The organism is Metabacillus sp. 22489, from assembly GCF_052044855.1.
Lineage (GTDB): Bacteria > Bacillota > Bacilli > Bacillales > Bacillaceae > Metabacillus > Metabacillus niabensis.
Window position 1 is genome coordinate 14,963 of sequence record NZ_JBQENT010000044.1, and the last position, 20,943, is coordinate 35,905.

At 34.1% G+C, this 20,943-nt stretch carries 25 protein-coding genes; 18 read left to right on the forward strand and 7 right to left on the reverse strand.

The window, feature by feature from the left end; translation table 11 throughout:
- Window positions 1–72 precede the first annotated feature (72 nt).
- From ACTJJ9_RS20650 to ACTJJ9_RS20670, 5 genes are all read left to right on the forward strand, one after another.
- Window positions 73–942 carry an RNA polymerase sigma-70 factor gene (locus ACTJJ9_RS20650; RefSeq protein ID WP_145583523.1) on the forward strand — a complete coding sequence of 290 codons (870 nt, stop codon included), beginning with the start codon at window positions 73–75 and terminating at the stop codon, window positions 940–942.
- 90 nt (window positions 943–1,032) lie between these two features.
- Window positions 1,033–1,494 (forward strand): carboxymuconolactone decarboxylase family protein, encoded by a 462-nt coding sequence (locus ACTJJ9_RS20655; RefSeq protein ID WP_145583525.1) that lies wholly within the window; start codon window positions 1,033–1,035, stop codon window positions 1,492–1,494.
- Between the two features lie 343 nt (window positions 1,495–1,837).
- Entirely contained in the window at window positions 1,838–2,419 is a 582-nt protein-coding gene (locus tag ACTJJ9_RS20660; RefSeq protein WP_095301869.1) for a TetR/AcrR family transcriptional regulator, read from the forward strand.
- Between the two features lie 140 nt (window positions 2,420–2,559).
- The gene (locus ACTJJ9_RS20665) at window positions 2,560–3,972 is read left to right on the forward strand and encodes an MFS transporter (protein ID WP_145583528.1); all 1,413 of its coding nucleotides are present in this window, start codon (window positions 2,560–2,562) and stop codon (window positions 3,970–3,972) included.
- Between the two features lie 195 nt (window positions 3,973–4,167).
- Entirely contained in the window at window positions 4,168–4,413 is a 246-nt protein-coding gene (locus tag ACTJJ9_RS20670) for a hypothetical protein (protein WP_440768852.1), read from the forward strand.
- 80 nt (window positions 4,414–4,493) lie between these two features.
- Here the strand turns inward: ACTJJ9_RS20670 and ACTJJ9_RS20675 are convergent, their stop codons facing one another.
- Together ACTJJ9_RS20675 and thrC are read right to left on the reverse strand one after the other, a co-directional pair.
- Window positions 4,494–5,729: an MDR family MFS transporter gene (locus ACTJJ9_RS20675; protein WP_145583531.1), complete on the reverse strand. Its 1,236-nt coding sequence runs from the start codon at window positions 5,727–5,729 to the stop codon at window positions 4,494–4,496.
- Window positions 5,730–5,775: 46 nt separating this feature from the next.
- A complete protein-coding gene (gene thrC, locus ACTJJ9_RS20680; protein ID WP_145583582.1) occupies window positions 5,776–7,053 on the reverse strand; it encodes a threonine synthase in 1,278 nt (425 codons plus the stop codon).
- 152 nt (window positions 7,054–7,205) lie between these two features.
- On the opposite strand from thrC, the gene ACTJJ9_RS20685 reads away from it, so the two are divergent.
- Window positions 7,206–8,096, forward strand: coding sequence for a LysR family transcriptional regulator (locus ACTJJ9_RS20685; RefSeq protein ID WP_145583533.1), 891 nt, complete (start codon window positions 7,206–7,208; stop codon window positions 8,094–8,096).
- Between the two features lie 121 nt (window positions 8,097–8,217).
- Here the strand turns inward: ACTJJ9_RS20685 and ACTJJ9_RS20690 are convergent, their stop codons facing one another.
- The gene (locus tag ACTJJ9_RS20690) at window positions 8,218–8,982 is read right to left on the reverse strand and encodes a TerC family protein (protein ID WP_145583535.1); all 765 of its coding nucleotides are present in this window, start codon (window positions 8,980–8,982) and stop codon (window positions 8,218–8,220) included.
- A 593-nt stretch (window positions 8,983–9,575) separates the two neighbouring features.
- Between ACTJJ9_RS20690 and ACTJJ9_RS20695 the strand changes: the two genes are divergently transcribed.
- Both ACTJJ9_RS20695 and ACTJJ9_RS20700 read left to right on the forward strand, forming a co-directional pair.
- On the forward strand, window positions 9,576–10,046 hold the full coding sequence (locus ACTJJ9_RS20695) for a hypothetical protein (RefSeq protein ID WP_145583537.1): 471 nt from the start codon (window positions 9,576–9,578) through the stop codon (window positions 10,044–10,046).
- A complete protein-coding gene (locus tag ACTJJ9_RS20700; protein WP_255451973.1) occupies window positions 10,047–10,544 on the forward strand; it encodes a hypothetical protein in 498 nt (165 codons plus the stop codon).
- Window positions 10,545–10,717: 173 nt separating this feature from the next.
- Here ACTJJ9_RS20700 and ACTJJ9_RS20705 read toward each other — a convergent pair whose 3' ends face one another.
- Window positions 10,718–11,515 carry a MerR family transcriptional regulator gene (locus ACTJJ9_RS20705; protein WP_186324264.1) on the reverse strand — a complete coding sequence of 266 codons (798 nt, stop codon included), beginning with the start codon at window positions 11,513–11,515 and terminating at the stop codon, window positions 10,718–10,720.
- A gap of 137 nt (window positions 11,516–11,652) precedes the next feature.
- On the opposite strand from ACTJJ9_RS20705, the gene ACTJJ9_RS20710 reads away from it, so the two are divergent.
- The 3 genes from ACTJJ9_RS20710 to ACTJJ9_RS20720 all read left to right on the forward strand — a co-directional run bounded on the left by ACTJJ9_RS20710 (window position 11,653) and on the right by ACTJJ9_RS20720 (window position 13,743).
- Window positions 11,653–12,213, forward strand: a complete 561-nt coding sequence (locus ACTJJ9_RS20710) for a GNAT family N-acetyltransferase (RefSeq protein WP_145583541.1) — start codon at window positions 11,653–11,655, stop codon at window positions 12,211–12,213.
- 18 nt (window positions 12,214–12,231) lie between these two features.
- Complete coding sequence (locus ACTJJ9_RS20715) at window positions 12,232–12,663, forward strand: hypothetical protein (protein WP_440768853.1); 432 nt, start codon at window positions 12,232–12,234, stop codon at window positions 12,661–12,663.
- A 135-nt stretch (window positions 12,664–12,798) separates the two neighbouring features.
- On the forward strand, window positions 12,799–13,743 hold the full coding sequence (locus ACTJJ9_RS20720; protein ID WP_145583546.1) for an aminoglycoside phosphotransferase family protein: 945 nt from the start codon (window positions 12,799–12,801) through the stop codon (window positions 13,741–13,743).
- 443 nt (window positions 13,744–14,186) lie between these two features.
- Here ACTJJ9_RS20720 and ACTJJ9_RS20725 read toward each other — a convergent pair whose 3' ends face one another.
- Window positions 14,187–14,321 carry an NUDIX domain-containing protein gene (locus ACTJJ9_RS20725; RefSeq protein ID WP_370877253.1) on the reverse strand — a complete coding sequence of 45 codons (135 nt, stop codon included), beginning with the start codon at window positions 14,319–14,321 and terminating at the stop codon, window positions 14,187–14,189.
- Window positions 14,322–14,726: 405 nt separating this feature from the next.
- Between ACTJJ9_RS20725 and ACTJJ9_RS20730 the strand changes: the two genes are divergently transcribed.
- Both ACTJJ9_RS20730 and ACTJJ9_RS20735 read left to right on the forward strand, forming a co-directional pair.
- The gene (locus ACTJJ9_RS20730) at window positions 14,727–15,647 is read left to right on the forward strand and encodes an EamA family transporter (RefSeq protein ID WP_145583548.1); all 921 of its coding nucleotides are present in this window, start codon (window positions 14,727–14,729) and stop codon (window positions 15,645–15,647) included.
- A gap of 11 nt (window positions 15,648–15,658) precedes the next feature.
- On the forward strand, window positions 15,659–15,988 hold the full coding sequence (locus ACTJJ9_RS20735; RefSeq protein ID WP_095301857.1) for a tRNA-binding protein: 330 nt from the start codon (window positions 15,659–15,661) through the stop codon (window positions 15,986–15,988).
- A 190-nt stretch (window positions 15,989–16,178) separates the two neighbouring features.
- Here the strand turns inward: ACTJJ9_RS20735 and ACTJJ9_RS20740 are convergent, their stop codons facing one another.
- Entirely contained in the window at window positions 16,179–16,592 is a 414-nt protein-coding gene (locus ACTJJ9_RS20740; RefSeq protein WP_186324265.1) for a YjdF family protein, read from the reverse strand.
- Between the two features lie 331 nt (window positions 16,593–16,923).
- Between ACTJJ9_RS20740 and ACTJJ9_RS20745 the strand changes: the two genes are divergently transcribed.
- From ACTJJ9_RS20745 to ACTJJ9_RS20760, 4 genes are all read left to right on the forward strand, one after another.
- On the forward strand, window positions 16,924–17,106 hold the full coding sequence (locus ACTJJ9_RS20745; protein WP_145583550.1) for a hypothetical protein: 183 nt from the start codon (window positions 16,924–16,926) through the stop codon (window positions 17,104–17,106).
- Between the two features lie 25 nt (window positions 17,107–17,131).
- Window positions 17,132–17,305, forward strand: a complete 174-nt coding sequence (locus tag ACTJJ9_RS20750; protein WP_186324266.1) for a 4-oxalocrotonate tautomerase — start codon at window positions 17,132–17,134, stop codon at window positions 17,303–17,305.
- 327 nt (window positions 17,306–17,632) lie between these two features.
- A complete protein-coding gene (locus tag ACTJJ9_RS20755; RefSeq protein ID WP_145583553.1) occupies window positions 17,633–18,097 on the forward strand; it encodes a LytTR family DNA-binding domain-containing protein in 465 nt (154 codons plus the stop codon).
- A complete protein-coding gene (locus ACTJJ9_RS20760; RefSeq protein WP_145583555.1) occupies window positions 18,094–18,504 on the forward strand; it encodes a DUF3021 domain-containing protein in 411 nt (136 codons plus the stop codon). Before ACTJJ9_RS20755 ends, ACTJJ9_RS20760 begins: the two co-directional genes overlap by 4 nt.
- A 90-nt stretch (window positions 18,505–18,594) precedes the next feature.
- On the opposite strand, the gene ACTJJ9_RS20765 is transcribed toward ACTJJ9_RS20760, so the two are convergent.
- A complete protein-coding gene (locus ACTJJ9_RS20765; protein WP_095301853.1) occupies window positions 18,595–18,966 on the reverse strand; it encodes a DUF6054 family protein in 372 nt (123 codons plus the stop codon).
- Window positions 18,967–19,269: 303 nt separating this feature from the next.
- Here ACTJJ9_RS20765 and ACTJJ9_RS20770 point away from each other — a divergent pair, with 303 nt between their 5' ends.
- A complete protein-coding gene (locus ACTJJ9_RS20770) occupies window positions 19,270–20,886 on the forward strand; it encodes an AarF/UbiB family protein (RefSeq protein ID WP_145583558.1) in 1,617 nt (538 codons plus the stop codon).
- Window positions 20,887–20,943 lie beyond the last annotated feature (57 nt).

The window sequence follows — 20,943 nt, forward strand, 5'->3', positions numbered from 1 at the left end:
GAATAGTTTTGAATCTAGAAATCGTTTAAACTGGAAAATAAGCAAAATAAGGATAGGTGGTTAGGTAAATCGATGGAGTTAGATGCATTATATAAAACGTATCAGCCGTTTCTTTTTTCCATCGCGTATCGGATGGTAGGAACTGTTGCCGATGCAGAAGATATTGTACATGATGTATTCCTGAATCTAAAGCTTGATACTGATGAAATTAAGGATTTGAAGGCATATCTTGCGAAAGTTACAACAAATCGCTGTTTAAACTTTTTGACATCTGCCCGAAAAAGAAGAGAAATGTACACAGGACCTTGGCTGCCAGAGCCACGTGTCAACTACACCGAACAGCTTTTAGATAAGATGATAACAGACGAAACGGTTTCATATGCATTTCTCGTTTTGCTTGACCAACTGTCACCGGTTGAAAGGGCGGTATTTGTTCTTAGAGAAGCATTTGCTTATGATTATAAGGATATTGCTGGAATACTAGAAAAGACTGAAGTGAATTGTAGAAAGATTTACAGCCGGGCACAGCGGAAAATAAAGAATGATCAGCCTGTTCGTTTAGAGAATACCGATCAAGTTGAACAAATAGTGAAAACATTCATCAATGCTTCGAGGACAGGGGATTTTGCTGAATTTATGACGATCCTTACTGATGATGTTGTACTTGTTTCCGATGGGGGAGGAAAAGTTCGTTCTGCAATAAATCCAATTGCAAACAAAGAACGGGTATTTGCCTTTCTTAAAGGAATTTCCTCTAAGGGAAGCTTCTTAGGAGAATTGCACCCAGTGATGGTCAATGGTCAGGAAGGAATTTTACAAGTAAGGGATGGCACTCCTATCAAGGTCATATGTTTTGCGTTAGATGCAAGTCAATTATCGATAAAGAGAATCTTTATGATTACAAACCCAGATAAATTAAAGCATATTCAAGTGATAAAATAATGCAGAAAATTTTTATGTTCATGTCACAAATAAATCCTCTATTTTGTCTTATAAGTGAAACAATAAAACAATTTTACGGAGGAGATAGACATGGAACAACGGATTAATTTTATAGGGACAAACAAGGAAGTTTATCAGTTAATGAGTCAATTCGAGAAGTATATGAAAACAACAGAAATTGATCACAAACTAATCGAGTTAATGAAAATTCGTGCTTCGCAAATCAATGGCTGTGCATTTTGCTTAGATATGCATACAAAGGATGCCAGGGCAAATGGTGAGACTGAACAAAGAATTTACTTTTTAAGCGCATGGCGTGAGACACCATTTTATCAAGAGTCTGAAAGGGTAGCATTAGAATTAACGGAAGCAGTCACAACGATTTCAGCAAACGGGGTCCCAGATGATTTGTATGAGCGGGTTCGCCTTCATTTTGATGAAAAGCAATTTATCGATCTCATAACAATCATTAACACAATCAACAGTTGGAACAGATTGGCGATTTCATCCCAAAGCATTCCTGGGACCTACGAGCCGGCACAAGTAAAATAAATTGCTAATAAAAAATCTCATGTGTTTAGAATAAATTGAAGTAATCTAAAGTTTACTTAAGAACAGTTGTAAGGCCTGTGCTTGGTCATGAACGAGGCACAGGCCAATCATTTTTTTTTTGGAGTATCCCTATTATGAAAATAGACTAAATTAAAATTCTTATAGTTTAAGTAGCGTATCCTAATTCATCTAGTTTAGCCTATATATTTAGTTAGGCACCTTAACAACTTCTAGAAATGTAGGTATCATGATTTTTATATAAATATTAAACCGCTTTATCTTTTTTCTTGACTAATCAGTCTAGAATAAATAAAATAAATACCAAGAAAGGTGGTGTTATAAAATGGCAAGAAACAAAGAATTTGATCCAACTATTGTACTGCATAAAGCGATGGAGGTATTTGGTCATTACGGCTATGAAGGCACTTCTCTTCAAAACTTATTAGAAGGTTTGGGAATAGCTCGTCAAAGTTTATATGATACGTATGGTACAAAAAAGGATCTGTTTATTTCTGCAGTAAAGCATTATATGAATGAAAAAACTGCTACAGTAATATCGTATTTGGAAAGTCCTGGGTCGGTGAAAAAATCAATTACTAAAGTTTTCCACGAAGGAGTAAACGTCTTAAAGGATGAAGAGAGACGAAAAGAATGCTTTATCATGGATAGCGCTATCGCTCAAATTCCTCATGATTTGGAAATCGCTGAGTTTTTCAAGCAGGATCTTAAACGGTTGGAGGATGCTTTTTATAAAGCATTAGTTCGTGCTCAAGAACAAGGGGAACTTGGGAAACATAAAAACATTAATGCTCTTGCTAAGTACTTGAATCATTCTCGTTATTCTTTAACACAAGTAGCTAAATTATCATCTGACAACAAAGTATTAGATGAACATGTATCTATTATTCTCACGACACTGGACTAAGGTGAAGCTAACATAAGGCTTCATTCTATTTTGACTATTTTTGACTGTTTAGTCTAGAAAATTTGATTGTTGGATCATTCAATACATTATTTTTTTGTTAATAACAGACTGTTTGGTCTAAAAAGAAAGGATGTTTTTGTATGAAGGAAAAGACATTAAAAAGGCTATCGTTAACTCTTTTGGCTGTTTCTCAGTTAATATTAGCTCTTGACTATACGATTATTTTTGTTGGTTTACCATCTATAGCAGCAGATTTGGGTTTTTCTGCGAACTCGCTACAGTGGGTTGTAAGTGCATTCTCGTTAGTTTATGGGGGATTTTTACTTATTGGTGGTAGATTGTCAGATTTATTGGGGAGAAGGAGAATGTTCATAATTGCAACAGCCCTCTTTGGTTTAGGGTCTTTAATTGGTGGTATAGTGAATTCTGAAATTATGCTTATTTTGGCAAGAGCTATTCAAGGATTAGGTGGAGCTCTATTATCCCCTGCAACCTTATCATTGATTATGTCCAATTTTGCGGAAGGTAAAGAACGAAACCATGCAATGTCTGTATGGGCAGCCATGGGAGGAGTTGGCTTATCCCTTGGCCTGTTACTTGGAGGGGTATTAACAAATTATTTTGGCTGGGAAGCCATTTTCTTAGTAAATGTACCAATTACTATTCTCATTATTTTACTTTCACCAGTTGCTCTTCAAGAGAGTAAAGTAAAGTCAACTACTCGTCATTATGATTTTGCAGGCACAGTTTCAGTGACAGCAGGGATGATTTTAGTTGTTTATTATCTTATTCAATCCCCTCTCGAGGGATGGTTAAATCGGGTAACAGTCATCCCTGGAATTATAGGGCTTTGCTTACTTTTATTATTTATTATTATCGAAAAACGGACAATTGAACCATTAATTCCTTCGAGAATCATTCGTATCCGCAGTCTAGTCAGTGCTACTATTAGTGCAGCTTTGTTTTCTGCATCTTTTGGAACGCTTTACTATTTCTTGACTCTCTACACTCAAGAGGTATTACATTACAATGCTATCCAATCAGGGGTGAGTTTCTTGCCACTGACACTAAGTGCTCTAGTAGGTTCCAAGTTTATTAATCGGATGATTAGCACAGTAGGTATTGCAGGTACATTGGGAAGTGGAATGGGACTGGGTGTGATTGGCTTTATGATCCTTACCCAATTATCTGCAAATAACTCATTTTTGGTCATGATACCGGGTACGATTATTATAGGGCTAGGGCAAGCTTTTGTATTCACAACAATGTTTATTGCCGCTGGTTTAGGTATTGAGCCTAAAGAACAAGGGATTGCATCAGCTATTATAAATACAGGTCAACAAATTGGCTCCGCAATTGGATTAGCAGTTATTATGGCAATAGTTTCTGCTATCTCCAATACAAGTGGATCTTTAGAACAAATGGAAACGGCACTCTTGACCGATGCAGTGCATATGGCACTGTTTATTGAAGCTATAATTGCTGTAATTGGAGTAATAGTGGCATTTAGCTTAAGACAAAAGAAATCTTCTTCATTACTGGCCAACAAATAATGTATTTAGATATAGATGGAAGGCTGCCACATTGGCAGCTTTTATTTCGTATCCATTCTTTTTTCAAGGAAAGTTTCCCTATCTAATTGGGAAATCGAATGCGTATCTACCAAACATCAGCCTGAACAAGCTTTTTATTAATGGTAAAATCCTTGTAGGCGATAAATTTCTTTATAATAGTGTAAGTGGGGGATCATGATGAAAGTAAAAGCGTTAATTGAACAGCTACAGAAACTTGACCAGGAAACAGAGGTCCGTATTTCCCTTAGAAAGGGGTTGCGTCCAATTGGGACAAAACCTATTAAATCTTTGGAACCCGTTATTGACCAGGATACAAATCGACTCGGCTTTTATGCGATCGATGTAAATACTGAGTTTGGAACAGAAGAGGAATCTAAAAGTTCTGCAATCGAAAGTAATAATGAAGATATACCATCATAAATAAAAAAACAGCCAATCAGGACTTTATAAACATCTTGATTGGCTTTTAATCTTTGGAATAGAACTGCTATTCCATCATTTTATGAAACTCTTTGAACGCTTGTTTTTTGCTTCATAAGCTTTGATTTAGTTAAATAGCTGGCAAACAATAGGAACGGTACTCCTAAAATTGTAACGAAAAATAAGGATCCAAATAAATATATTGGTTGATTTGCGCCGAAATGGTCTAGCAATACTCCGCCGATCCACGGTCCAAAAACACTTCCTAATTGTGTGAAGCCCATTGCTCCAAAATATGTTCCCTTTAGCTCGTCTTTGGCAATATTATCAATCAGAATGTCTGTCATAGAAAACATAAGAATTTCTCCGATTGTAAACAGCACGATCATCACAATAAGGAAAGGAAGGTTCGTTATAATGGCAAAGCCGATTAAGCTTATGCTTAAGACGATATTTCCAATAATGATCGACACTAGTGGTGAATATTTTTTCCCGATATTTATTAATGGATATTGTAATAAAATCACGGTAATGGCATTTAAAGAAAGGAGGTATGAAAATAAGTCTACGCCATTTTTAAAGTCAGGTGAAATCGAAAAGTACTGTGGTAATGTTGATGTTAATTGTGAGTAACCAGTAATGCTTAAAATGAGTCCTACTATCGCTAAGAGAAAGATCGAATCTTTCCTAATAATAAAAAAGGCATCCTTAAGCTGTACTTGATTCTTTCCGTTAGAGCTTGTTGATAGTTCACTTTTGGATAGCGTGTAAATTAAAGATATTCCGTAAATAATGTACGTAATCGCTGCTAGCAAAAACGGTGTTGTTGTCGCTGCAGAGCCGAGTTTTAGGCCAATTAATGGTCCAAACGTAACACCAATGTTTATCGCAGTATAGCGAAGGTTAAATATGACTAACCGATTTTTTTCATCTGTTAAATCTGATAGAACAGCTCTCGATGTAGGCTCAAATATTGAACGGCATAAGCCATTTAACGCATTAAGGATAAAGAAGCCGGCAACTGTATCGATAAACGCAAATCCTATAAAAACGAGAGCCCAAGCAAAAATCGATAGGAGGAGGATTATTTTTCTCCCCCACCTATCTGACAAATACCCACCAAAAAAGCTTGAGCCGATCCCAACTAAGGAGCTAATCGCGATAATCGCGCCAGTAGTCCCTGGGGATACATTTTTTACTGATGTTAAATAAATCGCTAAAAACGGAATACTCATCGATGTAGCGATTCTGCCAAACAAAGTTCCGATTAGAATATTCCACGTAATCGGGCTGACATTTGCTAATTTCTCTCTCATACTTTCACCTGCATTCACTCAAATAGAGCAAAAAATGATCCGTTTATCATGTATTTTCCCCTATGATTTTTTTACTAATATTGTAAAGTGTTAGATTTGAATATTGTATTGTATTTTTAAATGATGTACAAGGATTATTTTCCAGATGATAATACCTTAAATTATCAGTATCCTTTAAAAGATTTCCTGTTAGAATACATAATGCGGATTCCTCTTTATCAATTATCTGCTTTGACACCAGATGACGCAGCCCCGCGATTGTCGCTGCTGAAGCAGGTTCACAGCCAATTCCACTCTTATCAACGATCGCCTTCGCATCAAGAATTTCTTCATCTGTGACCGAAATGGTGATTCCATCTGTTTGCTTTAGCGTTTGTAGTGCCTTTTTCCAGCTTGGTGGATTCCCGATATTTAACGCAGAAGCTCGAGTTTTTGGAAAGGGCTCAGGAGTTAGTTCCTTTTTTTCCTCGTTAACCATTTTATGAAATGGGCTTGCTCCCTTTGCTTGAACGATTGCCACTCTTGGTATCTTATTGATTAATCCAAGTGAATATAAATCATATAATCCTTTCCCTAATGCTGTAGCGTTGCTTAAAGCTCCGCCTGGAACAATAATCCACTCAGGTAGTTCCCAGTCTAAATATTGGGCGATTTCATAAATGATGCTTTTTTGTCCCTCGATTCGAAATGGATTGATCGAATTACATACGTATAATCCAAGCTCATTACTATGCTTCTCTAAAAATTGAATACCATCATCATATGTCCCTGAAAAACTAAATACGTTTGCACCATAAGCTAATGTTTGAAGAACTTTATTCATTGAAATATCTTTATCTGGAACAAAAACATAAGAATTTGCATTAGCAATTGAAGCATACATCGCTAAAGACGATGACGTATTTCCTGTCGAAGTACAGGTGAATTTTTCATAGCCTAATGATTTACCGTGAGACACAGCAACAGTCATCCCATTATCCTTAAATGAACCACTTGGGTTCTCACTTTGCGCCTTTACGAAAACCCTCTTTAGCCCAGTAAATTTCTCGATTAATTCTGAAGCATATAACCCTGTATTTCCTTCATATTTTGTAACAATATGCTCGTCAGAAAGCTCAGGGAAAATTAATTCCTTGTATCTCCATACGCCACTTGCATAAGGGGTCATGCGTTCAGAAAGTCGTTTCTTAAATAATCGCTTCAAATATTCAGCATCATATCCTCGGAAGTCATGAATGATATCAAGAAGCCCTCCACATGTACAATGATAGAAAAACTCACTCGATGATAATTCTTTCCCACAATCAATACAGACAAATTTCATCACTATTAGGGATCTAGTCCCATTCACCTCTCAATTCATAAAATAGATTGCGAATTAATGATCGTAATCTTAGAATAAAAGAGACTTTTCAATAAATCTAATATATATTTATTAGCTATTAATAATTATTATTTATGAATTGAGGGGAAACAATGAATCTTCATGCTTTAAGACTCTTTCATATCGTCGCTGAAAAAGGAAATGTAACTCGTGCTGCAGAAGAGCTAAATATAAGCCAGCCTGCAGTAACAGCACAAATCAAAAAAATGGAGGCTGAGATTGGTTTGGTCTTATTAGCTCCAAAGGGGAGAGGGATTTTATTAACTGAAGCGGGTATCCAGCTTGCAAAGCAAACGAGAAGGTTATTTTCTCTAGAAGCGGAAATTGAACACTATATTGAACAATATAAAAAGGGGCATATTGGAAAATTGCGCATCGGTGCAACCTATCTTCCAGCAAATTTTCTATTGCCGAAATGGTTAGCGAAGTACAAACAAAGATACCCAGATGTTGAAATCGAACTAACAACGACTAATTCGAGCAAAGCCATTGATCAATTAATCAATTATGAAGCAGAAATTGCATTTATTGGTGGAAGAAGAGAATTTCATCCATTCATCAACAGGATGGAATTGTTTGAGGACGAAATGTGGTTTGTTGTACATAAAGACCATAAGTTTGCTTCGAAAAAGGTTTCCTTAACAGAAACTGTGCGTGAGCCATTTGTCTTTCGCGAAGAAGGCAGCTCTGCAAGAGAGAAGCTCGTTTCGTTATGTAAAATAAAAAACGTCGAACTGCCTACAGTAGGCTTACAAATTAATGGATTAAATGAAACGATTAGAGCTGTTATGGAGGGATATGGGGTTACGTTTGTTTCCTCACTAGAGGTTAAAGATTATATTTCTCGAGGTGAGGTTGCAAAGGTTCATGTAGATGAGATTGAAATGAAGAACCCGATTTCACTTTGTACTAGAAAAGAAAATGAACTATCAATGCCTGCGTCAAATTTAATTGAAATGGTTATGGATGAGATTCATCATTGACTTCACTTTATTAAGTATTAGTGCAATTCCGCTTTTTGTTTCAACAAAAATGTTTATTGGACTAGGTAAAAAATAAAACAGGAAGGGAGTTTCCCTTCCTTTCAATTCCAATCCTGAAAAGTTATTCTGCTGTTTGTTCCTTTTTATCTTTCGACATGAACCAGCCAATTGCTGCAATAAGAATTAATACGCCGTAGAAGATTAATTTCCATTCCTTAGAATGTGCAAATTCGTAGGATATAATGCCGATATCTGGGTGTCCTAAAGTCAATACTGCAAGCTTAACACCTACCCATCCAACAATAGCAAAAGCAGCTATTTCTAGGCCTGGTCTTGATTGTAGTAATTTTACAAAGAGGTTAGCTGCGAAACGCATAATGATTAATCCAATTAATCCACCGATAAAGATGACGAGGAATTTCCCTCCATCCATTCCTCCTATTTCCGGGAGCGGTGTATTTGGAAGTGTCATTGCTAAGGCTACTGCAGCAAGAATAGAGTCAACTGCAAAAGCGATATCAGCTAGTTCAACTTTTATTACAGTACCCCAGAAACCTGATTTTTTCTTCTCCTTTTCTTCGGTATCATCTTTCTTTTTAAAGACTAGCTTCCTCACGATATGGTTAATTGCGATGAATAGAAGGTATAATGCTCCAATTGCCTGAACTTGCCAAACATCTACAAGGAAAGAAATAATGAATAATGAAGCGAAACGGAAAATAAAAGCTCCGGCTAATCCGTAAAAGAGAGCTCTTTTTCTTTCTTTTTCAGGAAGATGCTTTACCATAATCGCTAAAACGAGTGCATTATCAGCTGCTAGCAATCCTTCAAGTGCAACTAATAGAACCAATACCCATCCATATTCTAATAAAATTGTTAATTCCAATTATAAAACCCCCTTAAATGATAATTTTAGTTTATCCAATATTGACCTGAATTTCGGGTTTTGAACTTATATCCACATCAACTCCATTTACGAAATAGTCTTATCAATAATGAAAGTTCATATATGTCTGAGTGAGGTTTTTGAAATACAAAAAGCCTTTACCAGACAAGGTAAAGGCTCAAATAAACAATAAAAGACCTTCACCAGACAAGGTAAAGGTCTTGCTAACAACAAGTTTGTTGCCAACAAAGCCGGGAAGAAAAAATTCCGAAATGACGACTCTGTTGTAAAAGCTACTCCCCTTTAGGAGAACTATTCAAATATATAGTTTCAATATAACCAAATGCTTATATGTTGTCAATAAATGAAAAATTTAGAGATGGAGATTTTCTCACTTAATATTATAAAATATTGGATAAATTTCCAATGATGCTTACAGGTACTGAAAGAGGGAGTAAGATATTTTTTATTAGTAGCTTAAAGATGTTAAAGAACGAACGATAATTTGCTGAAATCTATTCCTGATTATGCATAAATCCCCTTATTTATTCAAACAATAAATATATTGATGAAAAAATAGAGGTGGACTGACGATGGCATTTTCGATCATTGTATATATAGCTTGGCTAGGTATTTCGATATTTTATGCGATGAAGAAACCATATTCTAAGCTGGAAAATTCCGCACTCCTTTTTTGCTTGTTAATCGTAGATATTAACCGAAGCTGGATAACGAATGAGGAACTTAAAGTGATTACTTATTCAACAGCTCCGCTAAATTATTCAGCATATATTATTCATCGTACCTTTATTACTCCAATGATAATCTTAATTGGCATCAATAGTGTTTCAAGAAATTCAACAGTGGTGAAGAAAGCTGTCGCAATCCTCATATCTTCCTTTGTTTTAATTTTAATAAAGATTGTTTTACTGGAATTTAATGTTGTCTCTTTCCATCAATGGAATTTGTTTTACGATTATCTATACTACGTTCTCTTACACTTGTTTGGCTATTTTGTACTATATTGCTACAGCTCATTCGTGTTAAAAGGAGTGAAAAAATAAATGGTGTGGATTGGCGACTTTAGTCTAAATGAAATATCGTTAATTATTTTTAATCTTATTGGTTACTCCTTAATGTTTTTTTTACCGAAAAAACTCAGCAGAGAAATCGCTTGTATCAGTGTACTGGCAGGTTTAACAACTGGTATGCTGTTTGATTTTACAATTGGTGGAGGCTTCCTAGACTTTTACAAGCAGAATGATACGAATCATTATGAGCTATTTGACGTAATCTATTATGCCTCATTTGCACCATTTGGGTATTTTTTTATGTATTTTTATCACGTGCTGCGGATAAATAAAATAACGTTTATCTATTATATTACTGCCTGGACTATTATCGGTCTTACGGTTCAATGGATATTTACTCTACTTAATATCCTAACGTATCAAAATAATTATAAATTATTGTATTCTTTACCAATCTTTTTGCTTACTCAATCATTGACAGGCCTCTTTTACGTCTACATTACAAATAATAATAGTGAAAAACTTACGTGAGATTTTGAACACCGAATGGGAAGGGTTTAAAAGGATGCATCTAGTAAAGAACACTTCGTTTTGATCGAGATTTTGTAAATGAAGTGTTCTTTATTATTTAGAAATTAAACTAGGAAGACGAACTTAGATTGTTTGTTTATACCAAATAAAGCAAATGAATTTTACAATCTGATTTAGATACCTCTAACTTTTACTTCTATTCTTGTTACATACTCATCAACCTTTATCGTTTCGTGAAAATCAATGATATATGTTGCAAGAAAATCACCTTCACTGGCATATCTGTTTTTTTCGATATACTCCTTTAGTTTCATTAAATACCTTTGTGTTTTCGTATAATTCCCTTTATAACATATCGTTGCATATGTTCCTTTAGGGATGGTTAGCGTCTGTGAGATTGATTTTTCAATAAAATAAAATACACGGTGCTTTAACGGGAAATTACCATGTGTATCGTTGAAATAGAGAAAGCTTCCGAAAACATTTTGATCTAAGTAAGGTAGTTTACTTTCATATTTTTTATAAAGCTCTTTTAAAGAGACGTCTACATGTGAGCTTTCGATATCTTTTTCAAGGCTTGCAATGACATACCTATCAGGATACTCAACTAATGTTATTTCACCTTCCTTAATTTGATCAGTATGTGCAAACAATTCGATTCTCTCAGAGATTCTATTTTGTTTTTCCTGCAAGTCCTTTAATTCCTTTTCAATAAAGTCATTTTGTGTTTTTAGAAGGTTTATCGTTTTATCTACTGTACGATTTTCTAAATAATCTTTAATTTGTTCTAATGACATATTCAATTTTCTTAAGTCGCGAATAATATTTAATTTTTGTAAATGTTCTTCTGTGTAAATGCGATAGTTATTATTTCCTCGCATAGGCACAACTAAATCAATTTCTTCGTAATAGCGCAATGTATGTGAACTTATATCATATAAATTTGCAACCTCATTTATTTTCCAATTCATTCCGATTCTCTCCATAACTTTATCTTTCTTGTTTGACCTTAGGATGACTAGAAGGTTTATACTTTAACTGTTGAATGAAGTGTTAATGCTTAAAGACTATTATAGTTTAAAAAAATAAAATAGAAAGTGGGATACAGATGATTAGATTTGCTACACAAAAAGATGGGAAGGAGATTGCTACCCTTTTATGGGAAATATTTGAGGATATGGAATTGTCGCTTCTTAAGAAAATTTCAAAGGACAAATTAATTGAAATGGTCGCAGAGGCAGTTTGTGATCCTACCTATCGATATGGGTATAAACGTGGCCTAATATATGAATTAAATGGTGAAATAGCTGGCATTATTTTTGGCTATCCAGCAGCAGATGAGTTGATTATTGATGAACCGTTTAAGAAAGTCCTAATAAAATATGGCTATGATCCGAACGAAAAGCTATTTGTTGATAGAGAGGCATTCCCAAACGAATGGTATATCGATTCAATCGTCGTAAATCAGAAATACCGCGGAATGGGGATTGGTTCCATTTTACTTGAGGAAATGGGCCGAATAGCGATTCAGAAGGGATACCGTACGATTGGGCTGAATGTGGATATTGCCAATCCAAAAGCAAAGAAGTTATATTCTAGATTAGGATATAAAAAAGTCGCTAATATGGTAATAAGCGGACACCAATATGAGCATATGTGTAAATCATAAAAAATAGAAAAGAGGTATATGGGAAATACGATGAACGAGGCGATCGAAGAATATTTACAGAGTATGGGGAAAAAAGCAATTGAATATGCGAATTCCTTTGATGTAGTCTTTACCTATTCAGAAAAGGATGTAAAGGATTTAGAAGCAATACTAAATTATTATTCAAATGATTTAAAAAATACAAAAGATAAGCCTTCAAAAAATCAAATTTATTCAATGTCTTTAATCTGGGGAAGCTATTTAGGTGAGCTCATAATAAAATATATTAATCCTAAGCTTTCCTGGGTTAAAGAGGATGTATTCGGTGATGGTGAAATCATTCATCTTCAAGACGGTGATACGAGAATTTTTCCAATCGATAAAGTATATAAGCGATTAATAAATGGAGAAGTGGATAGTATCATTTCTTTTTATGATGTCATGAAAAATGATTGGTATGTGTCCGATTAATATATTTCCTAAAATGACGGAAGTAAACCAGACACGATTATAAAAGTAAAAGGGGAATTTCGTTTTGAAGAATATTTACTGGTTGTAAATTGTGTGAATGGTGCCTAAATGATCATTCTAAGGAAGTGAAAGCTTGTGGACGCATACAAGTACATATTGAGCTTTTATTATGGAATCAATATGATTGACATAAAAAAGCAGCAAGGTGGTTGGGCAGCTCTTGCCTATGAGGTTTCTGATGGAACTAAAAAATATTTTTTGAAAGTATATGAAAAAAGCAGAGCATCCACACGAAAATGGGCTTCTCTCATTGAGCAGTATGCACCGATTTTAGTTTGGTTAAATGAAAATAGCAGGCTAAGCGGAAAAATCCCTATCCTATATATAACTAAAAACGGAAATTTTAAATGTGAAGACGAGGAAAATATTTATTTACTGTACGATTATATAAATGGAGAGACCATCGGTGATCAAGACTTAACAAAGGAGCAAATTCAACAGCTTACACAAATGATTGTTGAGCTTCACCACTATGGTGAGGAAGTAGTTTTGGATAAGCCATTGTTAAAAGAGGACTTTTCGGTTCCGTTTTTGGAACAGCTACGGTATGTTTTGAACGAAGGGAGAAGCCATTTATCACATGATGTCAAAAAGTTAATCGACAACTATAACGAGCAATTAAAGGAAGCTATCTTTAAAGTTGAACAGTTATCAAAGCTTTTGAAGGCAAGTGACTTAAAAATGGCTTTATGTCATACGGACTTACACTATTGGAATTTAATAAAATCCGAACAATTGATGTTAATTGATTGGGAAGGCCTTAAGCTTGCTCCCGTTGAAGCTGATTTGATGTTCCTTGTGGAGAAGCCATATTTCGAAGAGTTTATGGAAATTTACCAGAAAGCCCACAAGAATTATGCTATCAATGATGATGCACTAAGCTTCTATCAGAAGCGCAGAAGGCTTGAAGATATATGGGAGTTCATTGAACAGCTTCTATATGATGATCAAGAAGGACAAGAGCGAGTAGAAACAATAAATTACTTGAAGAATGAACTAAAAAGGCTTAGAGAGTACTGAAAGTAAGTGGATGTTAAACACTTTTTACGACAGGTTTCACAGGGTTAGGTTTATTAAATATATGAACTATTTGTAGCTTTAAAATAATGGTCGATCTTAGATATCCCTTTTCCCCTAAAAAACAGCAAATAAAAAACCGTTATTTTGAAAAACGTTCGATCAAAATAACGGTTATTTTTTTGATTAAATATCTATTTAGTATAATAAAGTTATGAACATAAGCTACCCGTGTTGTGAAAGTGCAATTATTTACAAAAATAATTTGATGAGTTTTAAATTTAACCAGCTCATAGTTGCAACAATAGAAAACCACGTTTGTTTTGTATGTCTAATTTTCCAACCAATATCATAAATAGTATCAGGGTCTTGAAAATTTCTTTTCCCGCCTAAATGTTTACTAAAAGATAATGGGCTTCAGCGGATAAATTTAGATGTCTGTAAGTTCATTTTTTAACCTTAATTTTTTCTATAATTTCGGCAATATATCCCGTTTCTTCTTCAATTCCTCTAATACAGCAATCTTCGAATGTTTCATCGTAATTAGATGATGCAAACAGAAAAAAGCAATTTACAAAAATAAATTAAATTGGGGTTATTATCCCCAAAAAACTATAATAATTCAAATTGTGTAGAAATCTTCCTACTTAACCAGAACCTGATTCTAATAGATTCTGCTTAACATAAGGGATAAGGAATCCAAAATTAACATTTTGAAACTCTTCGTAACTTTCAACACTTGATAGTATCAGAAATGGTGTTAAAGATACTAATATCTCTTATTATATCAGGTTGATTTATTATTGATGTCTGTTATCATTTTATTATTATTGACTATTATAAGGAGTTGATATTATGTTTTTAGCACCTTTATTTGAAAATGATGTACCAGTAGCACTCTCCTGCTCATAATGGAGAGAGATTTTAAATAGATACTTCTCTCCGTTAGGGCATCACTAGCCTAATTAAAAACGGAGGGTAAAAACATGAAAAATACACTTATTGGTTCATTATTCTTAATACTAGCTTCAAGCATTTGGGGAGGTATGTATGTTGTCGTTAAAATATTAGTGGCAGTCATACCACCATTAGAGCTTGTGTGGATGCGGTATCTAATAGCATTTATTGCGTTAGTCATCATTGGAATTGTGACAAAACAAAATTGGAAAATTAAAAAACAGCACTTTGGCTTAATAATTGCTATTGCAATTATTGGGTATGTGATCTCAATTGTTACTCAGGAAACAGGTACAATGCTTTCTTCTGCACAAATGGGAGCGATTATTACCTCTACAACACCAGCGTTCATGGTTCTTTTCGCCAGTGTAATCCTTAAAGAAAGTCTGACTTTTAAGAAAGCTATTTCAGTTAGTTTAGCAACTATCGGTGTTATTACTATAGTTGGAATTGATAATATAGATATGTCTAGTACACTAGGAGGAATATCGCTTATTATTGCTGCATTAACATGGGCGTTAATGTCTGTACTAATAAAACGCTTGCCTAGTGAATATTCACAAATTGTTGTAACTACCTACGCTACTTTAATTGCGGTTGTTGTTTTAACTCCTTTTGTTATAACGAAATTACCACAAATTGAAATGAATGAATTAGCCAAGCCTACAATTTGGGGAGGATTAATTTATTTAGGCGTCATTTCTACATCCACTGCATTTCTATTATGGAATCGTGGATTACAAATGCTAAATGCCTCGAGTGGTGGAGTTTTCTTTTTCTTTCAACCTGTTTTTGGGACATTATTAGGATGGTTAATACTTGGAGAAACGATTAGTATAACCTTTTGGATCGGTTCTATATTAATTATCTTTGGAGTGTTAATCGTTATTAATGATAGCAAGGAAGAACAAAATCATTCCTTATCCCCACAACCAACAGAGAAATGTTAGGAGGCATTACAATGGCAACATTCGACGATTTTCAAAAACTAGATATGCGTGTTGGAGAAATTATCAGAGCAGAAAAGTTCCCTAAAGCACGAAAACCAGCATATAAACTGTGGGTAGACTTTGGAAATGAAATAGGGATTAAACAAAGTAGTGCACAAATAACAGATTGTTATAGTTTAGATGAGTTAATTGGAAAGCAAGTATTAGGAGTTGTTAACTTTCCTCCTATGAAAGTTGCTGATTTTAGTTCAGAGGTATTAGTTATGGGAGTTTATGCAGAACAAGGTGTTGTTCTAATAGAACCTCAGCAAAAAGTAAAAAAAGGTGACCGTTTAGGATAAATTCCAAGAACACAAATGATACCGATCATTTGTGTTCTTTTTTATGTTTATTCAACTAAACTGTACCTTTAGTGTTGAAAAAAATGTTCACCACTTAAAGCTTTTATGCTGCTATTTTGTCTAAAAACTATTTATTGGAAACTATAGAAAAAACAGACAACTAATGTTGTCTGTAAAAATAGAAATTATGTTACCTACCTTTATGTTTATTTTTAGCTTTTTGAACCTTGGCATTTCTAATATACGCCTTTTTTTCTTCCCCTAGCTGTTTATTTTCAGCTGATTTTTCTTTCTTTCGTTGTTCATATTCAGCCTTGATGGCTTCTTGTGCTTTAGAAGAAACAGAGAATTGCTTTAATTCTTTTGATACTTTTCTTTGCATTCTTTTAGGGTTGAGTTTCTTTTGTGTTTTCTGTTGGATAGTTATCCCTATTTGTTCTTTAGATTCAATCAATCTTATTAAATGTCTGTTAACAAAATCTAATACTTCTTGATCCTTTGGTTCTTTACCGAAAATATAACGGTAGGCTTTAAGTTTATTTTCAGACACAATTTCTATAAGCCCTATATAAAATTGACCATCATAATATATGGTTAGTTTCATTATAGGTCCCTCCTCAATTTAAACTAGAATGATGGACATCCCGAGGAGGGGAAGGTTACTGACATTAAATTTTTTAATGCATTCGGACTACCAACCGAATTGTGTTTTTTCATTCCAAAATACATTATACAATCTTAGAAAGTTATTGATAAATCTTTTTTATAAATAATCGAACTTTGTTTTAAACGCTCAAACTTCATTTCAAATTACACTATTAATATTTTATTGAGTTTCTACTACTAACAAGAGGCGTTTTTTATTATGTTGAAGGATTGTTTGGAGAAATATTGAAATTACAGTAATAATAATCATAAAAAATTGGAGTGGTTCGATGCCTTTAGTTAAGGTTTATATGAAAAGTAGACAGGATATTGATAAGAAAGTTATTGCACATAGATTAAGAGATAAGTTGCAAACGATATTAAAAGTGCCGAAACAAGATGGACCTGTCACTTTTTTAGAAATTGATTCAGCAAATTGGTTTATGCCAGAAGGATGGGAAGAATTTTGTTGAAATTTTAATGTTTCCTGGTCGAAAAATGGAAACGAAAGAAAGATTACTTAATGAATTTGCCGAGATATTATCCCAATCATTATCAATAAGTACAAATTCTATCATTACAACTATTCATGAGCCTACCCTTGATAATTGGGGAATTAGAGGTGGGAAACAAGCATCTAGTATAGGTATTCCCTTTCATTTAGATGTTTAATGCTTATGATTTTAGCTTCCCTAACTGCTATTCAAAGAGAAGAGAATATGCTGTCTGCCTTCATTAGTTTATATTTAGCCTCATTCAGCATTTTTACCGGCATACGTATTTTGCCGGTTTTTTTATAAAGAAACCAAATCCGTATGCATTTCATAAATTATTTCCTGCATGTTACCTCAAGCCTCCTACCACTTACCTGAATTTCAGCGATCTTAAATATACAATCACATACAATTTCAGTAGAAGCAAGGAAAGGAGGCTGTTTTAACTAGCAGACATCTATAATTAGAACGACTATACTTTTAAATGAAAAGAGGTGTCTGAAACTTGAAATTATACTTGAATGTTGATAAAGCAATTAAGGAGACGAAGATTACAATTGAGACTGCTCAGTTAGATGAGAATGTCCAAGGAATCATCAATTTTATAAACGGCATAAAAGCGGAGAAAATTGAATTTTTAGTTGGGAAAAAGGGAGAAATGCAATATATTCTAAAGCCGGATGAAATTCATTATATTCATACTGAAAAAGACCAAGTAATCGCGGTGACTAGTACGAGTTCATATATGTTGAAAGAGAAGCTTTATGAGTTAGAAGCACTGCTACCGTCTAAATTTATCCGATTGTCTAAATCAGTCATTGCCAATCTCCATGAACTGAGTCGTTTTGAAGCATCCTTCAATGGTACGCTCTGTGTTTACTTTAAATCTGGGGATAAGGAATATGTATCGCGCACATATGTCCCTACAATAAAAGAGGCTTTGAAATTAAATAGGAGGAAAACTGAATGAAAAAATTTATTTTACGCAGTTTAATAGGTATTTTGTTTGGAGGCTTTATTGCTGTATTATTTACCAACTTGAATATTCTGTTCGGAAACTTTGAAACAATCGATGGTAACTTATTCTTGAAAAATTCCCTAGGTAGTATTTTTTGTGGCTGGTTCTTTACAGTAGGTCCGTTATATTTTGAGAATCATAAATTCAAGCTTCATCAACAGACGATCCTTCACTTTTTCACGGTTATGATGCTGTACTTCATCTTAGCTTTAGCAATTGGCTGGATTCCATATACGATAAAAAGTATCCTGTTAACGCTCGTAATCTCGATTGTTGTCTATGCTTTGTTCTGGTTTGCTTTCTATCTATACTTCAAAAATCAAGCAAGAAAGTTAAACGATGATTTAACTAAGCTATAGTGTTATGAAAATATAGATAGCAATAATGATTAAAAAGAAAAAGGATAGATAAAACCAGCGTGTTTTCCCTGGTCATCTATCCTTTACCTTCTATAGTGCTTCTTCTTTAATATTAGGGATTAACGGAGTTCTAACTGAATTGATAAAGCTCTTTCCAGATCCCCAGCCAATATCAAATATCCCTTCACCATTTCCTGTCGAGATGCATTTCATCACTGTCTCACCGTCAAAATTATCTATCGTAACAGTTAAAGAAGCAGTACTTGAAGTTCTTAAGAAATATTTCTCGAGGACAAAAATACAAATTTGTTCATCATCTTTTCCTGTTACTTTATAATCGTAAAAGACAATTAAATCTTTTAATTTACTATCCTCCGTTATTTTTAAGGCAGCATCAAATGGTTTTATGTTAAGTTTAAATTCAGCATATTTTTTCAAAATGATTCCCTCTCTTTTTGACAAAACTTCTACTCTTGTTTTCAAATTTAACCGGTTATCTACTTGATATGTAAGTGGAACATGACACTAGCTTCAATAACCCTATAAGCTATATACGAATAAGGAGCTTAAAAGGTTTCTATATAATGAGCAGGGAAGTGCAATTTAACAAAAAAACAGTAAGAAAATAAATGGAGGTATGCTAATATAAAAGTAATTAAATACCAAAATGGAATCGATTCGGAGGAGCCTGTCACTAAGGGGATTATTATGCCTTTTAGTAACAGGCTTTTTTATTAGCATTTAACAATAATATGGGGGATGAAAATGAAAACAAAAAGTAAGCTTGTTCGGATATGGAAAGTACTATCGATGGCTTTTGTTTTATTCCTTAAAATTTATTGGTTTAAGATTCGAAGAAAGCCTAAAAAAGAGTGGGAAAAACTTTGGGGAGAAATAGGAGAACGATTTCGTAAAACACTGTTTGAGCTTGAAGGTTTGCTCATTAAAATTGGACAGATTTTAAGTACTCGTAGTGATTTGCTGCCTGCAGCTTTTATACGTCAAATAGAAGATCTTACTGACCAGGTTCCTCCCTCTGATTGGAAGGAAATATACGAAATTCTTAAGAAGGAATGGGGCGATCCCTATCAACACTTTCTTGTCATTGAAAATACCGCAATTGCCTCTGCGTCCATTGGAGAGGTATATAAAGGAGTTTTAATAGATGGAAGAGAGGTTGCCATTAAAGTAAAGCGTCCAAATATTGATTCGATTATTGAAACAGACTTTCGTATTTTAAAAATCATTATTTGGTTTATGGATTATCTTGTTCCAATTCCAAAAGGGTTTATCAATTTCAAAGTGTTGTTTCAAGAACTAAAACAAGTAATTGAGCAGGAACTTGACTATTCAAAAGAACTTCAAACCATTATGCTATTTAAGGAACGATTTAAGGATATGGATGACGTAAAGATTCCATCAGTTTACCGGGAACTTAGTACAGCAAATGTCCTTGTCATGGAATGGGTAAAAGGGATTCGACTTACTGATATAAACGGATTAGCTCAAATAGATGTGACTAGGGAGGAACTGGCTAAAAAGCTAATAAAAGTCTTTCTTCCCCAATGGCTTGAGCCAGGAATTTTCCATGCAGACCCGCATACAGGAAACATTTTAGTATCAAAGGAAGGAAAAATCATTTTGCTTGATTTTGGAATGATAGGAGAAATTACTAAAAAGGATGCTACTTATTTTCAAAGGTTGATTGAAAGCGTCTTAACTAAAAATTATTCTAAAGCTGTCGACTGCCTGTCACATTTAGGCTTTTTGCTTCCCCACGCAGACTTGAAAACAGTCGAGCAGTTATTTGCTGAATTTATCTCTTATCAACCTGAGCAATTAAAGGAAATGGACCTCATTGCACTAAAATTGGAAATAAACGACTTGATTCAAGCACTTCCTGTTCAGGTTCCAACAAGATTTGTCTTTTTAGGAAGATCTTTCGTAACGATAGAAGGGATTGTCAGTCATTTGGCACCAGATGCAGATCCCATTGAGTTAAGTAAGCCTGTTTTTATCGAATGGGTGAACAAACAAGGGAATAGTAAATGGTCCTATGTTTGGGCTTGGCTTCAATCACACCCGATTTTTAAATTCGTTCATTCTGCTACTGAATTTTTAAATGCTCCAGAAAAATTAGAAAGATTAAAGGAAATTGAACAAAGAAGACAATTTCAATTTAAAATATATGAAACGAATAAAAAGCAATTCTTTCACCTAACTATGCTTGGATTTGTAGGAATTGTAGCGGGTATCTATACCTCTCATGATCTCATTTTGAATTTGTCAGTTGGATTATCTGCTATATCGATAGTCGGGTATCTTTTTATTAGCTATAAACTAAAAAAATGGCTGAAGTACATGCCTGAAAAGCGGAATTGATAAAGGGAATAATGATATTCAACGCAAAAAAGGCTATTTTTCATGTTAGGATAAAAT

What these genes read in the sequence shown, in the direction of transcription:
- ACTJJ9_RS20650 (WP_145583523.1), top strand. Translation starts at nt 73, where the DNA reads ATGGAGTTAGATGCATTATATAAAACGTATCAGCCGTTTCTTTTTTCC.
- ACTJJ9_RS20655 (WP_145583525.1), top strand. Translation starts at nt 1,033, where the DNA reads ATGGAACAACGGATTAATTTTATAGGGACAAACAAGGAAGTTTATCAG.
- ACTJJ9_RS20660 (WP_095301869.1), top strand. Translation starts at nt 1,838, where the DNA reads ATGGCAAGAAACAAAGAATTTGATCCAACTATTGTACTGCATAAAGCG.
- ACTJJ9_RS20665 (WP_145583528.1), top strand. Translation starts at nt 2,560, where the DNA reads ATGAAGGAAAAGACATTAAAAAGGCTATCGTTAACTCTTTTGGCTGTT.
- ACTJJ9_RS20670 (WP_440768852.1), top strand. Translation starts at nt 4,168, where the DNA reads ATGATGAAAGTAAAAGCGTTAATTGAACAGCTACAGAAACTTGACCAG.
- ACTJJ9_RS20675 (WP_145583531.1), bottom strand. Translation starts at nt 5,729, where the DNA reads ATGAGAGAGAAATTAGCAAATGTCAGCCCGATTACGTGGAATATTCTA.
- thrC (WP_145583582.1), bottom strand. Translation starts at nt 7,053, where the DNA reads ATGAAATTTGTCTGTATTGATTGTGGGAAAGAATTATCATCGAGTGAG.
- ACTJJ9_RS20685 (WP_145583533.1), top strand. Translation starts at nt 7,206, where the DNA reads ATGAATCTTCATGCTTTAAGACTCTTTCATATCGTCGCTGAAAAAGGA.
- ACTJJ9_RS20695 (WP_145583537.1), top strand. Translation starts at nt 9,576, where the DNA reads ATGGCATTTTCGATCATTGTATATATAGCTTGGCTAGGTATTTCGATA.
- ACTJJ9_RS20700 (WP_255451973.1), top strand. Translation starts at nt 10,047, where the DNA reads ATGGTGTGGATTGGCGACTTTAGTCTAAATGAAATATCGTTAATTATT.
- ACTJJ9_RS20705 (WP_186324264.1), bottom strand. Translation starts at nt 11,515, where the DNA reads ATGAATTGGAAAATAAATGAGGTTGCAAATTTATATGATATAAGTTCA.
- ACTJJ9_RS20710 (WP_145583541.1), top strand. Translation starts at nt 11,653, where the DNA reads ATGATTAGATTTGCTACACAAAAAGATGGGAAGGAGATTGCTACCCTT.
- ACTJJ9_RS20715 (WP_440768853.1), top strand. Translation starts at nt 12,232, where the DNA reads ATGGGAAATACGATGAACGAGGCGATCGAAGAATATTTACAGAGTATG.
- ACTJJ9_RS20730 (WP_145583548.1), top strand. Translation starts at nt 14,727, where the DNA reads ATGAAAAATACACTTATTGGTTCATTATTCTTAATACTAGCTTCAAGC.
- ACTJJ9_RS20735 (WP_095301857.1), top strand. Translation starts at nt 15,659, where the DNA reads ATGGCAACATTCGACGATTTTCAAAAACTAGATATGCGTGTTGGAGAA.
- ACTJJ9_RS20740 (WP_186324265.1), bottom strand. Translation starts at nt 16,592, where the DNA reads ATGAAACTAACCATATATTATGATGGTCAATTTTATATAGGGCTTATA.
- ACTJJ9_RS20745 (WP_145583550.1), top strand. Translation starts at nt 16,924, where the DNA reads ATGCCTTTAGTTAAGGTTTATATGAAAAGTAGACAGGATATTGATAAG.
- ACTJJ9_RS20750 (WP_186324266.1), top strand. Translation starts at nt 17,132, where the DNA reads ATGGAAACGAAAGAAAGATTACTTAATGAATTTGCCGAGATATTATCC.
- ACTJJ9_RS20760 (WP_145583555.1), top strand. Translation starts at nt 18,094, where the DNA reads ATGAAAAAATTTATTTTACGCAGTTTAATAGGTATTTTGTTTGGAGGC.
- ACTJJ9_RS20770 (WP_145583558.1), top strand. Translation starts at nt 19,270, where the DNA reads ATGAAAACAAAAAGTAAGCTTGTTCGGATATGGAAAGTACTATCGATG.